The organism is Arcicella sp. GW821-FHT09D11 (assembly GCF_059416265.1).
On record NZ_JBWKOV010000002.1, the window covers coordinates 1091348 to 1110814 of the forward strand.

Annotated in this window: 15 protein-coding genes; 10 read left to right on the plus strand and 5 right to left on the minus strand. The window is 34.1% G+C overall.

Translation table 11 applies throughout. The features are described 5' to 3' along the window. Positions 1 to 696 precede the first annotated feature (696 nt). The 9 genes from AC07N0_RS09705 (at position 697) to AC07N0_RS09745 (ending at position 10451) form a co-directional block, all read left to right on the plus strand. On the plus strand, positions 697 to 1476 hold the full coding sequence (locus AC07N0_RS09705; protein WP_492802586.1) for an alpha/beta fold hydrolase: 780 nt from the start codon (positions 697 to 699) through the stop codon (positions 1474 to 1476). Between the two features lie 72 nt (positions 1477 to 1548). Beyond that, entirely contained in the window at positions 1549 to 2214 is a 666-nt protein-coding gene (locus AC07N0_RS09710) for a CBS domain-containing protein (protein WP_309912013.1), read from the plus strand. Between the two features lie 242 nt (positions 2215 to 2456). Continuing rightward, the gene (locus AC07N0_RS09715; protein ID WP_494589014.1) at positions 2457 to 3347 is read left to right on the plus strand and encodes an NAD kinase; all 891 of its coding nucleotides are present in this window, start codon (positions 2457 to 2459) and stop codon (positions 3345 to 3347) included. Between the two features lie 190 nt (positions 3348 to 3537). Then, entirely contained in the window at positions 3538 to 4581 is a 1044-nt protein-coding gene (locus AC07N0_RS09720; protein ID WP_494589015.1) for a DUF6089 family protein, read from the plus strand. 63 nt (positions 4582 to 4644) lie between these two features. Beyond that, positions 4645 to 5316, plus strand: a complete 672-nt coding sequence (porG, locus tag AC07N0_RS09725; protein WP_494589016.1) for a type IX secretion system protein PorG — start codon at positions 4645 to 4647, stop codon at positions 5314 to 5316. Between the two features lie 307 nt (positions 5317 to 5623). After that, positions 5624 to 6400 carry an undecaprenyl pyrophosphate synthase gene (uppS, locus tag AC07N0_RS09730; RefSeq protein ID WP_494589095.1) on the plus strand — a complete coding sequence of 259 codons (777 nt, stop codon included), beginning with the start codon at positions 5624 to 5626 and terminating at the stop codon, positions 6398 to 6400. A gap of 46 nt (positions 6401 to 6446) precedes the next feature. Beyond that, complete coding sequence (gene bamA, locus AC07N0_RS09735; RefSeq protein WP_492803668.1) at positions 6447 to 9059, plus strand: outer membrane protein assembly factor BamA; 2613 nt, start codon at positions 6447 to 6449, stop codon at positions 9057 to 9059. 144 nt (positions 9060 to 9203) lie between these two features. Beyond that, positions 9204 to 9848 (plus strand): OmpH/Skp family outer membrane protein, encoded by a 645-nt coding sequence (locus AC07N0_RS09740; RefSeq protein WP_494589017.1) that lies wholly within the window; start codon positions 9204 to 9206, stop codon positions 9846 to 9848. A gap of 24 nt (positions 9849 to 9872) precedes the next feature. Continuing rightward, positions 9873 to 10451, plus strand: coding sequence for an OmpH/Skp family outer membrane protein (locus AC07N0_RS09745; protein WP_492802593.1), 579 nt, complete (start codon positions 9873 to 9875; stop codon positions 10449 to 10451). 79 nt (positions 10452 to 10530) lie between these two features. On the opposite strand, the gene AC07N0_RS09750 is transcribed toward AC07N0_RS09745, so the two are convergent. The 4 genes from AC07N0_RS09750 to AC07N0_RS09765 all read right to left on the minus strand — a co-directional run bounded on the left by AC07N0_RS09750 (position 10531) and on the right by AC07N0_RS09765 (position 16464). Further along, complete coding sequence (locus AC07N0_RS09750; protein WP_492802595.1) at positions 10531 to 11496, minus strand: AAA family ATPase; 966 nt, start codon at positions 11494 to 11496, stop codon at positions 10531 to 10533. Between the two features lie 163 nt (positions 11497 to 11659). After that, positions 11660 to 13009 carry a peptidylprolyl isomerase gene (locus AC07N0_RS09755; protein WP_494589018.1) on the minus strand — a complete coding sequence of 450 codons (1350 nt, stop codon included), beginning with the start codon at positions 13007 to 13009 and terminating at the stop codon, positions 11660 to 11662. A 209-nt stretch (positions 13010 to 13218) separates the two neighbouring features. Next, entirely contained in the window at positions 13219 to 15483 is a 2265-nt protein-coding gene (locus AC07N0_RS09760) for a peptidylprolyl isomerase (RefSeq protein WP_494589019.1), read from the minus strand. A 252-nt stretch (positions 15484 to 15735) separates the two neighbouring features. After that, positions 15736 to 16464 carry a hypothetical protein gene (locus AC07N0_RS09765; RefSeq protein ID WP_494589020.1) on the minus strand — a complete coding sequence of 243 codons (729 nt, stop codon included), beginning with the start codon at positions 16462 to 16464 and terminating at the stop codon, positions 15736 to 15738. Between the two features lie 293 nt (positions 16465 to 16757). Between AC07N0_RS09765 and AC07N0_RS09770 the strand changes: the two genes are divergently transcribed. Next, positions 16758 to 17336, plus strand: coding sequence for a DinB family protein (locus AC07N0_RS09770; RefSeq protein WP_494589021.1), 579 nt, complete (start codon positions 16758 to 16760; stop codon positions 17334 to 17336). 310 nt (positions 17337 to 17646) lie between these two features. Here the strand turns inward: AC07N0_RS09770 and AC07N0_RS09775 are convergent, their stop codons facing one another. Then, on the minus strand, positions 17647 to 19410 hold the full coding sequence (locus AC07N0_RS09775; protein ID WP_494589022.1) for an ABC transporter ATP-binding protein: 1764 nt from the start codon (positions 19408 to 19410) through the stop codon (positions 17647 to 17649). Between the last annotated feature and the right edge of the window lie 57 nt (positions 19411 to 19467).

Below are 19467 nucleotides of genomic sequence, written 5' to 3' on the forward strand. Positions count from 1 at the left end.
GTCTGCTATAATTACCTAAAGATGAGCAAATCTCCTGTTAATGGGATAGTATACCCGTATTTTATGCTCTGTAAGCATCAATAAATATTAGTAATTAAAATAGGTTGGAATAATTTTTTGGAGGTATGAAATAACGTTAAATGTAAATAAAAGACTATTAAGTTGATGGATTTTGTGTGCTTTTTATTGACGATTTTAATAAATTGCTAATAAAGGCATTTTAATGGTTGTTTTGAAAAAACATAAAATCATTATGACAAAATAAAGGAAAATATAATTATTCTAATATTGAAAAATGTACTATTTTCCTAATAATACAAAAAAAGCTAAATTATTAAATTTACATTCATCTAAACAATTGCAATAATTATATTTTAAATGTTTATGTATAAATTATTGTAAATCAGGTATTTGATTGATTTTTTGCATAAAAATGAATTTATCTTAATCTAATTTGTTTAAACTAATAACATATAATTAATATACTTTTCAGAGATTTTTTATTATTTTGCATCACATTTAAAATCTATGTAAAATTGAATTAAACCGATAACCTATTTAAAAGAAGTATTAAATTTTTAAGGAAAATTGTATTTTATTTAGATTGGTTAAAGGGTTGGAGTACCCACAAACAACTATTTTTTTGATTAGACTGTAAAAGTTAAAATCATCATCAATTTTTAAAATTATACTGATATGAACTATCAAATTCACGAAGGAAATGGCTACAAGTACATCGACGAAGGAGAAGGAGAAATTCTTTTTTTACTTCATGGGCTTTTCGGTGCGTTAAGTAACTGGGAAGGAGTAATTGAAGGCTTCAAGAGTAAATACCGCGTTATTATTCCAATGATGCCAATTTATGAAATGCCTATTACCAAAGCTGGATGTGAAGGATTGACAGAATTCATTGAAGGGTTTGTGAATTGGAAAGGTTTTGATGAATTAACACTTTTGGGTAATTCTTTGGGGGGGCACGTTTCTTTGATATATACACTAAGAAACCCTTCAAAAGTAAAAAGATTAGTACTTACAGGTAGCTCGGGGCTTTTTGAAGACGGCATGGGTGGGTCGTATCCAAAACGAGGAAACTATCAGTATATTAAAGAAAGGGTAGAATATACTTTTTATCGCCCAGAAACAGCAACAAAAGAGCTGATTGACGAAGTGTTTGAAATAACAAACAGTGCATCTAAAGTAATTAGAATTATCTCTATTGCAAAGTCGGCACAGCGGAACAATATGGCGAAAGATGTTGTTAAAATTAAAGTACCAACACTATTGGTTTGGGGATTGAACGACACCATAACGCCGCCACAAGTAGGTCATGAATTCAATCGTTTAATTGAAAATTCTGAGTTACATTTTATAGATGAGTGTAGTCATGCACCTATGATGGAGTGTCCAGAAAGATTTAATGAAATTTTGGATGGATGGCTCGAAAAGACTCCTATTCGTGTAGTTGAGTTGGTATAATCAACTTAAAATTTGGAATTTATCAATAATTAACTATATTAGCTTAATTATAATAAATTTCATCAACACAATATGCTCGCAAACAATTTTATTAATCCAATGTTGCCAGTACTAAAATCTTCAGATACAGTAGGAGATGCGTTAAACTGGATGGAAGAATATAGAATAGGACAATTGCCATTGATTCATGAACAAGAATACCAAGGTTTGATTAGCCAAGATGTTCTGATAGATGCCGATGAAGACTTACCTCTTTTGGCCCTACAACCAGAATTTGAAGAAGTTTTTGTAAATGTTCACCAACATACTTTTGAAATTCTAAAAATTGTTCAACAATACAATTTACAAGCGATTGTAGTATTGGATGAAGAACAAAATTTTGCAGGAACAATCAGTGTACAAGAGTTACTTACTCAGTTTTCTAAAAGCTTAGGTTCACAGGAAATTGGGGCAGTGTTAGAAATAGCTGTTGAAAATAGAAGTTACTCGCTTTCAGAAATTAGCAGGTTAATTGAATCTAACAATGTAAAAATCATTAGTTCATATTATACAAGTGGTGGTGGATTAGAAGATTCAAAAGATATTTTGACATTAAAATTAAATCAACAAGATATTTCAAGAGTAATAGCTACCCTCGAACGTTTTGAGTACGATATCGTAGGGGCTTATAATTTTGAAGAGATTACCTCGCCAGATAAAGAGCGATACAATATGCTGATGAAATATTTAGATATATAAAAAAAGCTCTTGAGATTTTCTCAAGAGCTTTTTTTATGAAAATATACCTTTGTCTTTTCAGAAGTAATAAAAAATAGTGCTTAAACGTTTTTCTATCTCAAAATCACAAACAAATACTAATATTCAAACCTAAAAGTTTGGCAATTCCCCATCTTCTTTCTTCTTTTGTTTTTTAGATAGATAAATAAGCAGTTTTTATCAGATTGTTTAATACAGCTTTCAACCCACACAGACAATACAAAATGAAAATAGCCATTCATGGGCGAAACTTTAAGGATGAAATCAAACCTTTTGTGCAACAAATGTTTGATTTTTTGGCTCAAAAGGGAGTTGAAATTCAAATCTCTGAAGTCTATCAGCAGTTTTTAACTGAGATAGGAGTAAACCATCATGCAACTCAATTTTATACTTCTCAAGACGACCTGTTTGATGCCAATTTGGTATTAAGTTTGGGCGGAGATGGCACTTTGCTAGATGCCGTGACGCATGTTAGCAAAAGAGAAACGCCAATTCTGGGAATTAATACAGGAAGATTAGGTTTTTTAGCAACGGTTTCTCCTGATAAAATTACCGAAAGCTTGAATGAAATCTTTGCGAGCCATTATACCTTAGACCCTCGTACGTTGGTAAGCGTTGAAACACGCCTTAATAATGAACCCATTGATATTTTTAACGGCATCAATTTTGGGCTGAATGAATTAGGTATCATGAAAACCGATACTTCTTCCATGATTATGCTGAAGGCATATTTAAATGGAGAATTTTTAAATACTTACTGGGCAGATGGTTTGATTATTGCTACTGCTACAGGGTCAACGGGCTACAACCTTAGTGTGGGCGGGCCTTTGGTGATGCCAAGTTCTGATATTTTTGTGATTTCGCCCATGAGTCCTCATAATTTAAATGTACGTCCTTTAGTGGTTTCAACAGATGTAATCTTGGATTTTGAAGTAGAAAGTAGAAGCAATAGCTGTTTGATTTCTTTAGATGCACGTTCTAAAGTGATAGACAGTAATGTGAAAATTAGGATGAAAAGAGAGGCTTTTAAAGCAAATATCATTAAATTGAGTGATAGTAATTTCTTGAATACCCTTAGGAGCAAACTTAATTGGGGATTTGATGCTAGAAATTAATACTTTACTCAAAAGTTAAATTATACTGTTTGTTTCCACTATTATATATTATTTTCGTAGCAAAATTTAAGGCTAACTCATAACAAATGAACCTGTTTTACGTTAAGAAATAGTGCAAACACAGCTTAGAAAGATATTTTACTAATAAAGATAAATTAACCACGTTGACTCCATCCATTACCAGACAAATATGAAAAAATATTCTTCAATACTTCTGATATTGATAATTTGTGCATTGAATACACAAGATTTAAAGGCACAATTTAGGTTTTCAAATCTTTTCGGAGGCAAAGATAAGCCACGTAAAAACAAATTATTTGAGCCCAACTCTAATGTCAGCTTAGGAATTGGTACATCTAGCTATTATGGAGATATATCTCCGTATAATAGATTTCTACAATCTACCGTAAATGGTATGCGTTGGAATGTCAATTTCAATTTTACCCGTCAGATTTCACCAACATTTGGTTTACGTTTTGGACTTACTTATGCAAGACTTTCTGGAGACGATAATTATCTTGAAGGAGTAAAAGGTTACGAAGCTAACTTTATCAGAAATCTACATTTTAGAAATGATATTAAAGAGCTTTCTATTGCTGGTCAATATGATTTCGTACGCACTAGTCGTAGTTATTTACGCAGAGCAGGCATTATTCCTTATATTTTTGGTGGAGTAGCAGTTTTTGCTCATGACCCAGTAGCTAAGCCAGAAGCTTCTTTATATGGTAATGATTGGGTGCGTTTGCAACCATTACATACTGAAGGCCAAGGTTTACCGGGGTATCCAAATGCGCCTTATTCTTTAATTAGTGTTTCATTCCCTGTAGGTCTTGGAGTAAAATATAAATTAAATCGCAATTGGGATTTAGGCTTTGAAATTAGCTACCGCTATACATTAAGTGATTATTTGGATGATGTGAGTGGCAATTTCGCCAATTCAGCAGATTTACAAGCTCAAAGCCCCTTAGCAGCAGCAATGGGAAATAGATCCTTAGAAAGGATTGCTGCTAACCGTGGTAAAGACCGTACACAAGGCGTTATTAATTATTTAACAGCCAAAAGTTTTTACGACCCAGCGTCGCCTTATGACCCTTTTACGTTGACGTCGATTCCTGGTTTTTCAGACAATACAGACTTAAGAGGAAACCCGAAGTATAATGATTCTTATTTATTAACTACGGTAAAATTGATTTATCATATTCCAAATAAAATTAAATGCCCAGTTGTCCGTTAATCAATCTGGAATAACATTCATGAACAGTCAGGTGTATATTTCACCTGACTTTTTTTATTAATTATGACATTATCTAAAAAGTTTTTCCTTGTAGTATTTAGCCTAACAAGCTTGAATACTTTTGCACAAAAAATTGAAATAGGAGGAGGTTTAGGAGCAATGAATTATAAAGGAGATATCTCTCCTAACTTTTACCCAGCTTTTGCTCGTTTGGGGGGGAATCTTCTGTTTAGATACAACCCTAACAAAATAGTGTCATTCAGAACTAACCTAGTATTAGGTTCTATTTATGGGGATGATAGCAAAGTAGATGATTCATTCAACCAACTCAGGGGTAAGACTTTCAAGACATCCATCAGTGAATTGAATGTGGTAACAGAATACAACTTTTTTGACTACAAATATAACCGTTATCACAAAGACTGGACTCCGTATGTTTTTGGAGGGTTAGGACTTATGAGTTTTTCACCAAGAGATGAAAAAACGAGTGATTATAAAACACTTCAAGTAGTAGCTCCTTTTGGCATAGGAATTAAATACAATGTAAAAGGTCCATGGGATATTAATGTGGAATTTGGCGCTAGAAAAACATTTACAGATTATTTAGATAATTTAGGAGGAGATAACCCTTCACTTCCGAAAAACCAACAAAACGATTATAGTCGTGGAGATATGTATTACTATACCTCTCTATCTTTGACCTACAAATTTATCAAGGTGTATTGTCCTAAATAAGAAAAATATTCAAGGTTTATTGATTGAACATCAAGTAATAATGGGACTAAAAACCTACTATTATTTTATGTTCAATTGTTTTTTATGCAGTTTTAAATCCATTCTTACTCGCAATAAGCCCTTCTTGATTTTGAATAGGATAGGGAATTCGTTAAATTTGTCATATTATTCCCAAAAAGTACTCCTAGTCCATTTTTTGACTTACAAACAAAGTTTTAAAAGCTACAAGAAGAACTAAGCACTCTAGGAAATAAAGGCTCATAACTTGCTTCTTGCGTGTTTGAAAGCCTATTATTATAAGTTTTATGTGTTAAAAAGTGTTAAATCGGTGAAAGAACAATTAGACCCTAACAATCTACCAAAACATATTGCCGTTATCATGGACGGAAACGGACGATGGGCAAAACAGCAAGGCTTCGTTGATAGAATTTTCGGACATAGAAATGCTTTAAAAGCAGTGAAGGAGGCCATTGAGGGTTGTGCTGAAATAGGTGTCAAATATTTAACACTTTATGCTTTTTCAACTGAAAACTGGAACCGTCCGAAAGCAGAAGTAGATGCTTTGATGATGCTTTTGATTAGTGCGTTAAAAGACGAACTAGAAGACATGAAAAAAAACAATGTACGATTAGATACTATAGGTGCTATCGATACATTACCTGAAAGTTCGCAGAGAGTACTTAGAAGTGCCATTGAAGAAACAAAAGATAATACAGGCGTAGTAGTTATTTTAGCCTTGAGCTATAGCGGTAAATGGGATATTATCACCACTGCCAAAAAATTAGCACAGCAGGTGAAAAATGGAGAAATAGCCATTGACGATATTAACGAACAGCTTTTTGAACAATCGTTGGATACTAAGGGAATTCCCAATCCTGATTTGATGATTCGGACAGGAGGCGACCATCGCATTAGTAATTTTATGCTGTGGCAATTAGCTTATGCTGAATTGTATATTTTTGAAGAATTGTTCTGGCCTGATTTCAGACGTGAACACCTTTTTGAGGCAATCCTTAATTACCAAGAACGTGAACGGAGATTTGGCAAAACTTCAGAGCAAATTAAAAACCCAATTAATGCTTAAAATACAAATGTATTCTTTCTCATCTGAATTGAGAACTATTCGCACAATGAAAAAATATACTTTACTGCTTTCATGCTTATTAATTTCTTTCCTTTCACAAGCACAATTGCGTGGTGCAATGGGAGCACGTTCGCCAATTGCTGAAAAAGCGGTTGAATTGAATTATGCAGAACCAAAAGAATATGAAATTGCTGAAATTACCACAACTGGCTCTAAATTCTATGATGGCAACTCAATGATTTCGCTTTCAGGGCTTAGAGTAGGAGATAAAATCAGGGTTCCGGGTGACGCCGCTACTTCTGCCATTAAGAAATTAATGAGTCAGGGAATTTTAGAAGAAGTACAGGTAGAAGCTACTAAAATTGAAGGTGATAAAATTTGGCTGAATATTGTTATCAAAGAAAGACCTAGGTTGTATAAACTAGAATACACAGGAATTAAAAAAGGAGAACAAGAAACACTGAGTGATAAAATTAAAGCCTACAAGGGTAAAATCGTTACTGAAACAGTTAAGAAAAACGTAGAGTTAGCGATTAAGAAATTTTATCAAGATAAAGGCTATTTGAACGTAAGCATAAAAATTGCGGAAAGAACAGATTCACTTCGTGGTAATAATGCTACGATGAAGGTAGCTATCAAAAAAGGCGATAAAGTTAAAATTTCAAAAATCGAATTTGTTGGTAGAACTGAGATAAAAGAAAGTATTCTGCGTCGTAAGTTGAAAGGTACTAAACAAAAGGCGTTCTATAAAATATTCACTTCTTCAAAATACGTTCCTAAAAAGTTTGAGGAGGATAAGATAAAGTTGATAGAATTTTATAACAAAAAAGGTTATAGAGATGCTCAACTTATCTCTGATTCAGTATTCAAAGATTCTGAAAAAACGGTTAAAATCATCCTTAAATTAGATGAAGGTAAGCAGTATCATTATAGAAATATCTATTGGGAAGGAAACTACATTTATCCTGACTCAATTTTAACGGAATTGTTAGGCGTTAAAAAAGGAGATATTTATAACGTTGAGGATTTAGAAAAACGTTTGAATGGAAAACCGGGTGAAGACGTAAGTTCAGCCTATATGGATAATGGTTATTTATTCTATCAATGCGAACCCGTTGAAACTGCAGTTGCTGGAGATTCGATGGACATGACTTTTAGAATTACAGAAGGTAAGCAAGCTACCATCAATAAAGTTATCGTAAATGGTAATACTAAAACTTCTGACCACGTAGTAATGCGTGAGATTAGAACCTTACCGGGACAAAAATTTAGTAAATCTGCCATCATTCGTACCGTTCGTGAATTATCAACGATTGGTTATTTCAACCCTGAAAAAATTACCCCGAACCCAATTCCAAAAGCTGACGGAACGGTAGATATTGAATATAACGTAGAAGAAAAACCTTCTGACCAGATAGAGCTTTCAGGTGGTTGGGGTGGTTATATTGGTTTTGTGGGTACTTTAGGGGTAACCTTCAATAACTTCTCTGCCAGAAATATCGGAAACCTAAGTGCTTGGAAACCATTGCCTTCTGGTGACGGACAAAAACTTTCTGTTCGTTTTCAAGCGAATGGTACATCTTTCCAAAACTATTCATTATCATTTACTGAGCCTTGGTTAGGAGGAAAGAAACCAAATTCATTCTCAATCTCATTGAGTAGAAGTATTTCGTATCCATACAAAATTCAACAATATAATCAGTTGAGTGGCTATGGGTCAGGTTATGGAAGTAGTTTATATGGTTACGGAAGTGGCTATGGTTATGGCTACGGTACAGGATTAAATACATCAACTTCTGATAGTGCTACTGCTGCTCAGAACGATGCCCACTTTAACAGTACTACTTTAGCATTTAGTTTAGGAAAGCGTTTGAAAGTTCCTGATGATTATTTCTCGTTGAGTAATTCATTATCGCTTCAATTGATTGATGTTAAGAACTTACCTTATTATGGTTATCCAGAAGGAAATTCAGTAGCGGTTTCATTTGTTACTAACTTCTCTAGAAATAGTATTGATAACCCTACTTTCCCTCGTTCAGGGTCTAGTTTCTCATTGACGGCCTCATTAACGCCTCCATACTCATTGTTTGGTGGGGATAATAAAAACTTGATTGAGTATCATAAATGGATGTTTGATGCCTCATGGTTTACGCCAATTACTAGTAAGTTAGTCTTCCACATGAGAACTCACATGGGTTTCTTAGGCTCATATAATTCTAGTAAAGATATTACTCGTTTTGAACGTTTTGACCTTGGGGGCTCTGGTATGCAAACAGGTTATAATGTTATTAGCCGTGATATCATTGCTTTGCGTGGATATAAGGATAGAGTATTTGGTTCGCAAGGTAGTTTGCCTAGTGGTGGGGTTGCCTACAACAAATTTGTAATGGAGGTGCGTTACCCAGTTTCGTTGAACCCATCAGCAACAATCTTCTTATTAGGTTTTGCAGAAGGTGGAAACAACTTTGCTAACTATTCAGAATACAATCCATTCAAATTATATAAGTCGGCTGGGTTTGGAGCTAGAATTTTCATGCCTGCATTCGGTATGATTGGTATTGACTATGGTTTTGCGTTTGATAAAGTGCCAGGACAAACTTCAAGCAACAGCTTTGGTCAGCAGGCATTTACTTTCTCAATAGGTCAGCAGATTCGTTAATATAAATATTAAACTTACCACTAGCCGATTAATAAATTGGCTAGTGGTAAGCATTGTTAATGTTTTGTTAAACAATATAGAATAGCAATAAGATAGTATTCAAGGCGTTAATCAAATACATTCACTAAATTAGCCACCTTAGCCATGAAAAAGCGGATATTTTTACTAATTTTGCCATTCTTATGTTTGTGTTCAACGATTGAAGCACAAAAATTTGGCTATATTGATACCGAATATGTTACTTCTAAATTGCCAGAGTACCAAAGTGCTCAGGCTGAAATAGAGAAACTAACGACTAAGTGGATTAAGGAAGTATCAACAAAAAATGATGAATTAGCTAAGTTAGAGAAAGCCTACAGAGCTGAAGAAGTGTTACTAACGGAGGAAATGAAAGTGCAGCGATTAAAAGTAATTGCTGATAAAGAGAAGGAAGCTAAAGAATTACAAAACAGAATCTTTGGTTTTGATGGAGAACTAATCAAAAAGAAGCAAGATATCATGAAGCCAGTTTTAGATGAAGTAGCTAAAGCTGTAGAAAAGGTAGCTCGATTAAAAAAGCTTGATTTTCTGTTTGATAAATCATCTGATGGATTAGCAATGTTGTACACCAACCCGATACATGATTATACTGATTATGTAATGGAAGAATTGGGAATTTCGACAGAGCAACTGAAAGAGAAACAAGAACAAGAGGCCAAGCAACAAGGAGAAGAGAATAAAGAAAGTGACAATACAACAAAAAGTAAATCAACTAGAAAAGGAGCAACTAGCAACTTCAAAAAAGAGTAATAACCAAATCAGAATCACAGAACAATGAAAAACAAATTTTTAATTGCTTTATTTGCAATTCTTGCTTTAGCTACAGCTAATGTAAATGCACAACAAAAAATCGGATATATTAGCTTAGATTACATTTTAGCTCAAATGCCAGAAGCAAAACAAGTAGAAACAGAATTGACTACTACTAAAACGCAATATGACAATATGTATCAGCAAAAAGTGAAGGATTTCCAAACTAAATTAGCTGATTATGAGAAAAATGCTGCTACTATGGCAGATGTAATTAAAGCTGATAGAGAGAAAGAATTACAAGGAATGCAGTCGAGCATTGAAGAATTCCGTCAAAACTCTTCTACTTCTTTACAGAAGAAACAAGCACAATTGTTACAACCTTTGTTGAAGAAAATTGAAGATAACATGCACGGTGTAGCAAAAGAAAATGGTTTTGCTTTCGTATTCAACTACGATGCAGGTCAAGGAACTACTCCAATCGTTTTACATGCTCCAGATGATGCAAATATCTCTGACTTAGTGTTAAAAAGAATGGGTGTTACTCCAAAACCATTTACGCCAGCGCCAGCTACTCCAGCAGCAACAGCTCCTAAAAAATAATCAAAGCATTATTTCTTTATAAAAAAAGCCTCAAGATTTTAAAATCCTGAGGCTTTTTTATGAATTATACTTTATGGTATTATAAGAGTTTACTGATGATATTTTCAACAGTTACGCCTTCTGCTTCTGCTTTGAAATTCCTTACTATTCTATGGCGAAGCACAGCCATCGCTACGGCTTTTACATCTTCAATATCTGGAGAATAATTGCCATTTAATAGCGCATTACATTTGGCCGCTAAAATCAAGTTTTGTGATGCTCTCGGTCCAGCTCCCCATTCTAAATACTTGTTAGCGATAGCATCTGCCATGGCTGTATTAGGTCTAGTTTTATGCACTAGTTTAACAGCATATTCAACTACATTGTCAGCAATAGGAACTCTTCTAACTAATTGCTGATAAGCTAAAATCTCTTGTCCAGAAACTTGCTGAGTGACGTTATACTTCTTATCTGAAGTAGTATTTTTAACAATATCTAATTCTGCTTCATACGACGGATAATCAAGCGTTACCATAAACATAAAGCGGTCTAATTGGGCTTCTGGCAATGGATAAGTACCTTCTTGCTCAATTGGGTTTTGTGTCGCCAATACGAAGAATGGTTTCTCTAAAGGATATTTTTTTCCTGCTACCGTCACAGCGTACTCCTGCATGGCTTCTAAGAGCGCTGATTGAGTTTTAGGAGGAGTTCTGTTTACTTCATCCGCTAATACGATATTCGCGAATATTGGTCCTTTTACGAATCTGAAATTTCTCTCATTATCTAATGTTTCAGAACCAACAATATCAGAAGGCATTAAATCAGGAGTAAATTGTATTCTATTAAAATCTAAATCTAAAGCACCCGCAATGGTTTGAATAAGAAGTGTTTTAGCCAAACCCGGCACACCTACCAATAAGCAATGTCCCTGACAAAAAATAGCTGTAAGAAGCATTTTAACAGTTTCATCTTGACCAATTACAACTTTTCCGATTTCTGAAGTAAGTTTTTGATAGGATTCTTTTAAAGCATCTACTGCTTCAACATCTGATTTGAATTGAACCATATTTTCTATTGTGTTTGTCGATTTTGTGCTTTATAACACAAAATATTTCTTACTATTTATGAGCGATGTACTTAAAATTAAAAATGTCAGGCTAATTGTAAATTTAACCTGACACAATTTAAATTAAAACAAGATTTTTACCAAAGAATAATGAATCTTAAAATCACTGATCATTCGTTTTCATGACATTACATTCCTTGTATTCATCAACGATATAAATAAATACATCGTTTTTGGCAGTAGCAAACCATTTTTCAATAGCTGTATTTCGTTTCCTATTTAAGGCATAAGTAGACATTCGTTGGAAATCGTCTTCTAAATTTGCATAGTGAGGAGGGTGTTTAGCCTTGTAATATAAAATTCTCATTGCCGAACGTCCATCTTCTGTTCTGTATGGCATTGGTGGCGTAATAGTTCCTACTGTCATTGAATCAATAGTGAAATATAAACCAGATTCCATTGTACCATCTAAAGCCATCTTGATAGAGCGTGTCTGAGGGTCAGTAATCATTCCTCCTGCATCTTGTGTAGCTTTATCTTCAGAGAAATCCTTGGCAGCACGTTCAAATTTGATACTATCTCTTTGAATCAATACTCGGATACTATCCAAGAAACGCGTTGGTTCTTCTACATCCAATCTTTGATAGTCTGGTCTTAATAAAATGTGTAATGCGTGATATTCTTGTCCACGAACTTCCAACATTTTAATTAAGTGATAACCAAATTCAGACTCTACTACACCAGATAATTCGTTAGGCTTTAACTTCAACGCAGCCGATTCAAAAGGAGCAACCATTTGTCCACGTTTTGCAAAACCTAAGTCTCCACCTCTTTTACCTGAACCTAAATCTTCTGAATATAATTTAGCCATTTCTTCAAACGACTCTCCGTTTTCGGCTCTTCGTTTGTAGTCATTTAATCTTTTGTATAATTCGTCCTTTTGTGCCTTCGTAGTTTTGGCTAGCCTAACGATATGACCAATCTCTACCTCTGAAGGCATATATGGAATAGAATCGGTAGGAATACTCTCAAAAAAGCGTCTTACTTCTTTAGGAGTAATCTTAACATCACTCGTAATTTTTTCTTGCATTTTACGAGTTGTCAATTGTTCTTTTATCGCCGAACGAAGTTCGTCTTTTAAAGAAGAAATGCTTTTTCCATAAGCTTCAACAATATTTTTCTGAGAGCCAAATTGTTGTTCCATTTGTTCCATTCTGGAAGAAAGTTCAGTTTCTACTCTTTTATCATCGACAGTAATAGAGTCAATTTCAGACTTTGCCAACATCATTTTACCAACAACCAAGCTTTCAAAAATCTGACAACTAGAAGGAGCACCAGCTTGTCCACTTTGTTTGTATTGTTGTACTTGTGACTCTAACTCTGATTTTAAAATATAATGGTTGTCTACTTTAGCAATAATTTTATCAATTACTACTGGCGTTTGTGCCTGTAATACTTGACTAAAAAATAGACAGATTGCGAAAAGGAAAATAAATAATTTCGAAAATTTCATCTAAAAAATGAATTAATATGAAACGTACAGGGCTTTATGGTTTTTTAAAATGTACGTAGATTGACAAAGATAACGTTTTTTAATCTCTAATTTGATATGCCACTACCGTTAAAAAGTGTTAAGAATTTAACCAAAATGAGAAATGGGTAGATTAATATGAAAAAAAGTCAAAAGAGAAATACGTTTACTTCATCTTTTGACTTTCTTTACTAGTTTATTACTTTCTGTATTTCGTTTTCGTTTACTGTTACTGGATACTTTGCTTTTAGTTGATTTATCCAGTTTTCTAATAACTGTTTTTGGTAATCTCTGGTTATTTGACCACGGGCTTCTTTAAAAGTCTTTGTTCTAGGTTCTTCTACCTTCACGATATTGATTGAAACAAATCTGCCTTTTAGGTTTAGACTTTTTTCACCCAAAGTCCATTCAACAGCGCTTAAATATTCATTTTCATCTTTCTTGAAGAATCCTTCTTCAGCACTAAGGCTATTTGGTTTTAAGGCATTAAAACGCTTAACAACGTCTTCCATCGAATCAGATAAGAATCTAATACCTACTCTGCTATTTTTGCTTCTATCAGTTTTCGAGATAGGCTTATACTTTCCATCATCTTTTTCGATGATTCTCATAGGCGTAATGCCATTGTTAATCAGATAGTTTACAGACTTTTTCGCTCTTTCTGCCGAAATGTTTTCAGCTTCTTCAGGGTCAGAATTACCTGTTACTTCAACTACATAATCTCTATTTTTCAATAGAATAATATTTAAATCATACAGCATCTTCTGAGCATCGCTAGAAAGCACAGACTTATCTTTTTCAAAATAAATATCAGGGAATCTGCGATTCATTGGATAAGGACCTTTTGCCAATAGCGTTTTTGCTTGTTCTAAGGTCTCCTTACGGTCGCTAGTAATTACTTTGGCTAACACTCGGTGCGTATACTGATATTGGTCGATGTGTTGATTGTAGAATTTTACCTGTGCCAATGAATCCAATGATTTTTCATAGACATTATCATTCAACATCTGTTTTTGTAGGATGCCCTCTCTATATTCTTGAATGTCAGCACGGAACTCTGGGAATTTTATCTCAAGATTTGATTCTTCGTACCTAAGATTTTGATTCTCTACAAAAAGGTCGTACCAGTCTTGTGGTGTTTTTTCATCAAGGGCTTTTAGTTTGGCTAATTGGCGTTGATGTTTTGTCACAAAACTATAAAAATCTTTTACAGATGAGCTTGTCTGATTGATAGTGAATAGTGCTTTAGCCAGATAGTCTTCCGTACCGATTCTATCTTTATAGAAGTTTTCAATGGCTTCTTGCTTTACCGATAGTATCTCTTGAAAGTTATTATCTTTTTGCAAACGTTTTACTAAATTATTCTTGATAATGATATTACGAGAAGCATCAGCTGTTATTTTTTGACGAATAAAAGGGGACATTTCATCATATTTTGGCAAACTTTTCTTTTCAACTAACCTGAAAATATGCCAACCTAATGAAGTTTGAATAGGTTGTGTATAATCGTTCTTTTCCTTTAAGGCAAAAACCGTTTCAACAATTTTTTGGTCAATCAGTGTACCTGCATCCCAAAATCTGTTCATTACCCCACCATTATCTTTGGTACGGGTGTCTTCCGAGAAAACTCTGCACACGCCTTCAAAAGGTTCATTTCTTTTTAAGTATTCGTATGCCTCGTCTATTTTTTTCTTAGCCTTTGTTGCTTCTTCAGACGAAGCAGAGGGCGAAAGACTTACAAGAATGTGGGCTAGTTTTACTTTTCCTCTGAACGAGTGTCTATCTAATACCTTTATCAAATGAAATCCTTTGTTGGTTCTGAAAGGATTAGACATTTCGCCTTTAGGAGTATTATAAGCAGCCGTTTCAAAAGTGTAATTATTTTCTAATACCGAGAGGAAGCCTAAATCTCCGCCTTTGGCTGCTGAGTAACTATCTTTAGAATAAGTTTTTGCTAATTGGTCAAAAGACTCTCCTTTAGTTATCCTAGCCCTTAAACTTTTCAATTCATTGTAGGCGGCCATTGTATCGGCTGGGCTAGCATTTTTGGCTAAAGGAATAAAAATCTGAGCTACCCTTATTTCCTCACGCATTCTTTCATACGATTCTTGGATGAGCTTCTCTAAAATCAATTTATCTACTAAATATGCGCTAGCCAATTCTTTACGGTAGGTCTCTATTTCTTCACGAAATGCACGCGTAGTATCTTTTCCCATACGCTCGGCAGCGTATACGATTAGCTTATAATTAACATAATTATTAACAAACTCTTTCTGATTATCTTTTCTGACACTATCGCTTTGAGTAAGCTTTTGGTAAGTTTGGGAGAATTCTTTTGAATTGATAGTTCTATTCCCGATTTTAAGGGCATAATTCTCATTTTGAGCTTCGGCAGTGGTAACCGTTATCAATATTAATGCAATTAGCCTGTATATTCTGGTTAGTGATTTATTCATTATTTTCAATCTTAATTGTTTGAAGCAATTACTTCCAAACCTTTGATACCCCTAGATTCTATTCGCTTCAACACACAAAACGTATAAGTACATGGTACCTTATGTAACTATTAAATGCTTATGTTTATTGTAAGAGAATGACAAAAATATAAATAAAAACCCAGCAAAGTATTATGTCTATTTTATTAAAAAATATACATAATTTTATAAAATGCTGTTTTTTAGGTGTTTATAGCAAATGTTTGTATTAAATCAGCGTATTTTTAACTCATAAGTGAGTTTATAGCGGAAAGTGTTCTTGAAATGTTCCCCTTCAAAGACTAAGTTGACGGGATAGGTATTTTGGGTAGTAGAAAGTGAATCTAGTTTCAATTCAAAGGTACTTTGTCCTAATAAATCATCTTGGTCAAAACGCTCGGCTACCTTCAATCCTAAGCCTGCGGCTTGTAAGCTAGCAAAGACGATGGCAAGTGGAGTTTCATATTCAGCAATGTTGATGATAGTAGCTGGTATCTTGGCTAATCCTCCAAAATTATTGATTTTATTGATGGTAGCCATTGCTTTTTCATAATCGTCAATCTCCATCAAGATGACAGAAGATAACAACTTGCCATTTTCTGGCACTACTAATTCTATCGTTTTAAATTTATCCGCCTTAACAACTTGCCCTTTCTTTAGGCTTTCAACACCCCAAGAACTATTGATAACCTTTAAGATTTTCTTGTTTTCATCTACCAACGTAAGTGCATAAGTTAAAGAAACCTCATCAGCAAAGCTGAGGTCTTCTTCCAAATCAATCGCTTCAAGTGATTTAATCGTCAGTTCTACAATTTTATCTTTCTTCACTACGGGTGCTTGAGTAGTGGTGGAGCTAACAACTTTATTGCTTTTACAAGCCGTAAAGCATAGACAAATAGCCAATAAGATGATAAATTTACTATTAATGGCTATTTTGTTCTTGATGAAGGATATTGTTATCATTTGGTAAATCATGGTTTAATAATTCAAAATAGGGCATTTCTATGCTTCTTTGCAAATTTTCTTAGCTACAATCCTTACAGCCTACACTTCTGGATGAATCAGAGGTTAATAAATGACCTAAAAACAACAGCTATTTTAGATATTAATTTGATAAAAATGCCTAATAATCAATAAAGTTAGCGGAGTAATATATAAAAAACTCAATTTATAAAATATTGGTATTTACCAACATTTATGATGGATAGATAACCCAAATTTGCAATATAATTTTAACCTCCAAAAAGAATAACGATATGAAAGGCATAGCTAATAAGCAACTGATAGAACAATTAGAAAATAGGATAGAGCTTCATTTAAAAGAAAGCATTGAGCTTTTTCAGAACCTTCATGAGAGTGTTTTACTACACCCTGCGAGTAATGGTGGTTGGAGTATTGCTCAATGCCTTGAACACCTAAATAGTTATGGACACTATTATTTACCTGGTATTAAAAATGGATTGAGTACGCAACAATCTAATCATCCCAATTTAGTATTTAAGAGTTCTATGTTAGGAGCATACTTTACGCAATTGATGGAGCCAAAAGAAAAGATGATAAAAATGAAAGCTACCAAAAACCATAGCCCAGCAACTGACTTAGACCCCTATGCCGTAGTAGCCGAGTTCATTGCGCAACAAGAAGAACTTTTGAGCTTACTAAAACAAAGTATTGAAGTAGATATGAATGCCATCCGTATACCAATTTCAATTGCAAAATTTATACGATTGAGGTTAGGAGATGTATTTCAATTTTTAATTGCTCATAATCACCGCCATATTTTACAAGCCAAACGTAATTTATACATTAGTTACAATCAGCCTGTAGAAGACTAAAATTTCAGTATCCTCTAAATCTTATTTAATATATGAGCGTGTAAATACGCTAAAATTCATGATGACTCATGTTTTTTAGCGTAAAATATCAAGTATATAAGATTTGCGTTCTATTCCCGTCCTTACTTTTTGCCTTGATGCAAAAAGTAACAAAAAAATCAAGAATTCCTAAACTCGCTTCGCTCAAACAGTAGGAATTCGTTGTTCCTCAATCATAAAAAAGCAGTCGAAACCCTAATTTTGACTGCTTTTTTATGATTTTTAAATTCAGGATGACTTATGTTAATAAACTGACATTTAATTTTTATTATCAGGCGTTTTCTGTAATAAACTGCATTTTGTGCAAGCTTGCATACCAGCCATCTTTTTCTAAAAGGATTTCATGAGTGCCTTCTTCTTTGATTTCACCTTTATCTAAAACTAATATTTTATGGGCATTCTGAATCGTTGAAAGTCTGTGAGCAATCACAATGGCTGTTCGGCCTTTCATTAATTTAGCAATGGCATTCTGAATCATCTCTTCCGTTTCGGTGTCGACAGAAGAAGTGGCTTCATCCAGCACAATTATTTTAGGGTCGTGTACCAAAGCCCTTACAAACGAAATTAATTGTCTTTGCCCTACAGAAAGGGTAGCCCCTCTTTCCATTACATTATAGTCGTAACCATCAGGCAAACGGTCAATAAACTCATGAGCGCCTACTAGCTTGGCCGCTTCAATGATTTTTTCTCGGGTAATACTTTTGTCACCAAGCGTAATATTGTTTTCAATGGTATCTGAAAATAAAAACACATCTTGTAATACTACCCCAATCTTGCTTCTCAAACTATTCAATTCATAGTGTTGTAAATCGATATCATCTACCCATATTTTACCTTTATTGATTTCATAAAAGCGACTCAATAAATTAATGGTTGATGATTTACCCGCACCAGTTGCCCCGACCAATGCAATCGTTTCGCCTTGTTTTACTTCAAATGAAATATCTTTTAATACATATTCTTCGTCATTATACGCAAACCAAACATTTTCAAAACGAACATTACCTTTTAATTGATCCGCTTTATAAGTACCGTTATTCACTACGTATTCATCAGACTCTAAGAGCTTAATAATCCTTTCGGTGGACACAATACCCATTTGAAGCGTATTGAAACGGTCGGCTAAGAATCTAATAGGGCGAAAGAATAAGTTCATAAACATGATAAAAGCCGTAAGCGTACCCAACGTCATGTCATGAGTAAGGATTTGTTTTGAACCAAACCATACAATTAAGCCAGTGCCTGCTGCTAAAATTACATCTGCCACAGGGAAATAGACCGAATAAGCCCAAATAGACCGAATATGGGCATCACGGTGTACTTCGTTGATTGCATGGAATTTATTGTATTCTATTTTTTCGGAATTGAAAATTTGTACAATGTTCATCCCTGTGATGTGCTCTTGCACAAATGAATTTAAGTTAGCAACTGCCAAACGTACTTCATTAAAGCTTTTCTTGATATATTCCTTAAACAGGTAGGTTGAAATAACCATAAATGGCACTGTACACAGACAGATTAATGTTAGTCGCCAATCTGTCCAGAACATCACGCCTGTAATTAATATCAATTGTAAAATATCACCAGCAATAGCTGCTAATCCTTCTGAAAATACATCATTGAGTGTTTCAATATCCGATACAGTACGGGTCACTAAGCGACCTATAGGAGTATCATCAAAAAACTTTAGTCGAAGAGATAATATTTTCTCGTATAATTCAACACGGATATCACGAATAACGGTTTGTCCTAACCAGCCAGCCATATAGGCACTAACAAATTGAAGAAAGCCTTGTAAGAGCAATACACCTACCATCAATAAAAGCATGTTGGTAAGCATAGGGTAATTGCCCGCAACGATATAATTATCAATGGTATGGCGAATTAATAAAGGGTTGAGTGGCACAACACAAGCAGCAACCATGATGATAAGTACCAAAGACCAGAATCGTAATCGATAAGGGGAAAGGAAACTATATATTCTTTTAAGGACTTGAATGTCAAATATTTGGCCGCTTTTTTCTTCTTTTCTCATTTAATATTTTTAAAGAATTGAGGTGGTTTTCAATACTTACTTCAAAATTAACATAAG

Coding starts and splice junctions, on each gene's coding strand:
- AC07N0_RS09705 (WP_492802586.1), top strand. CDS start 697: ATGAACTATCAAATTCACGAAGGAAATGGCTACAAGTACATCGACGAA.
- AC07N0_RS09765 (WP_494589020.1), bottom strand. CDS start 16,464: ATGATAACAATATCCTTCATCAAGAACAAAATAGCCATTAATAGTAAA.
- AC07N0_RS09750 (WP_492802595.1), bottom strand. CDS start 11,496: ATGGTTCAATTCAAATCAGATGTTGAAGCAGTAGATGCTTTAAAAGAA.
- AC07N0_RS09715 (WP_494589014.1), top strand. CDS start 2,457: ATGAAAATAGCCATTCATGGGCGAAACTTTAAGGATGAAATCAAACCT.
- AC07N0_RS09755 (WP_494589018.1), bottom strand. CDS start 13,009: ATGAAATTTTCGAAATTATTTATTTTCCTTTTCGCAATCTGTCTATTT.
- AC07N0_RS09770 (WP_494589021.1), top strand. CDS start 16,758: ATGAAAGGCATAGCTAATAAGCAACTGATAGAACAATTAGAAAATAGG.
- AC07N0_RS09775 (WP_494589022.1), bottom strand. CDS start 19,410: ATGAGAAAAGAAGAAAAAAGCGGCCAAATATTTGACATTCAAGTCCTT.
- AC07N0_RS09740 (WP_494589017.1), top strand. CDS start 9,204: ATGAAAAAGCGGATATTTTTACTAATTTTGCCATTCTTATGTTTGTGT.
- AC07N0_RS09710 (WP_309912013.1), top strand. CDS start 1,549: ATGCTCGCAAACAATTTTATTAATCCAATGTTGCCAGTACTAAAATCT.
- AC07N0_RS09745 (WP_492802593.1), top strand. CDS start 9,873: ATGAAAAACAAATTTTTAATTGCTTTATTTGCAATTCTTGCTTTAGCT.
- AC07N0_RS09720 (WP_494589015.1), top strand. CDS start 3,538: ATGAAAAAATATTCTTCAATACTTCTGATATTGATAATTTGTGCATTG.
- porG (WP_494589016.1), top strand. CDS start 4,645: ATGACATTATCTAAAAAGTTTTTCCTTGTAGTATTTAGCCTAACAAGC.
- AC07N0_RS09760 (WP_494589019.1), bottom strand. CDS start 15,483: ATGAATAAATCACTAACCAGAATATACAGGCTAATTGCATTAATATTG.
- bamA (WP_492803668.1), top strand. CDS start 6,447: ATGAAAAAATATACTTTACTGCTTTCATGCTTATTAATTTCTTTCCTT.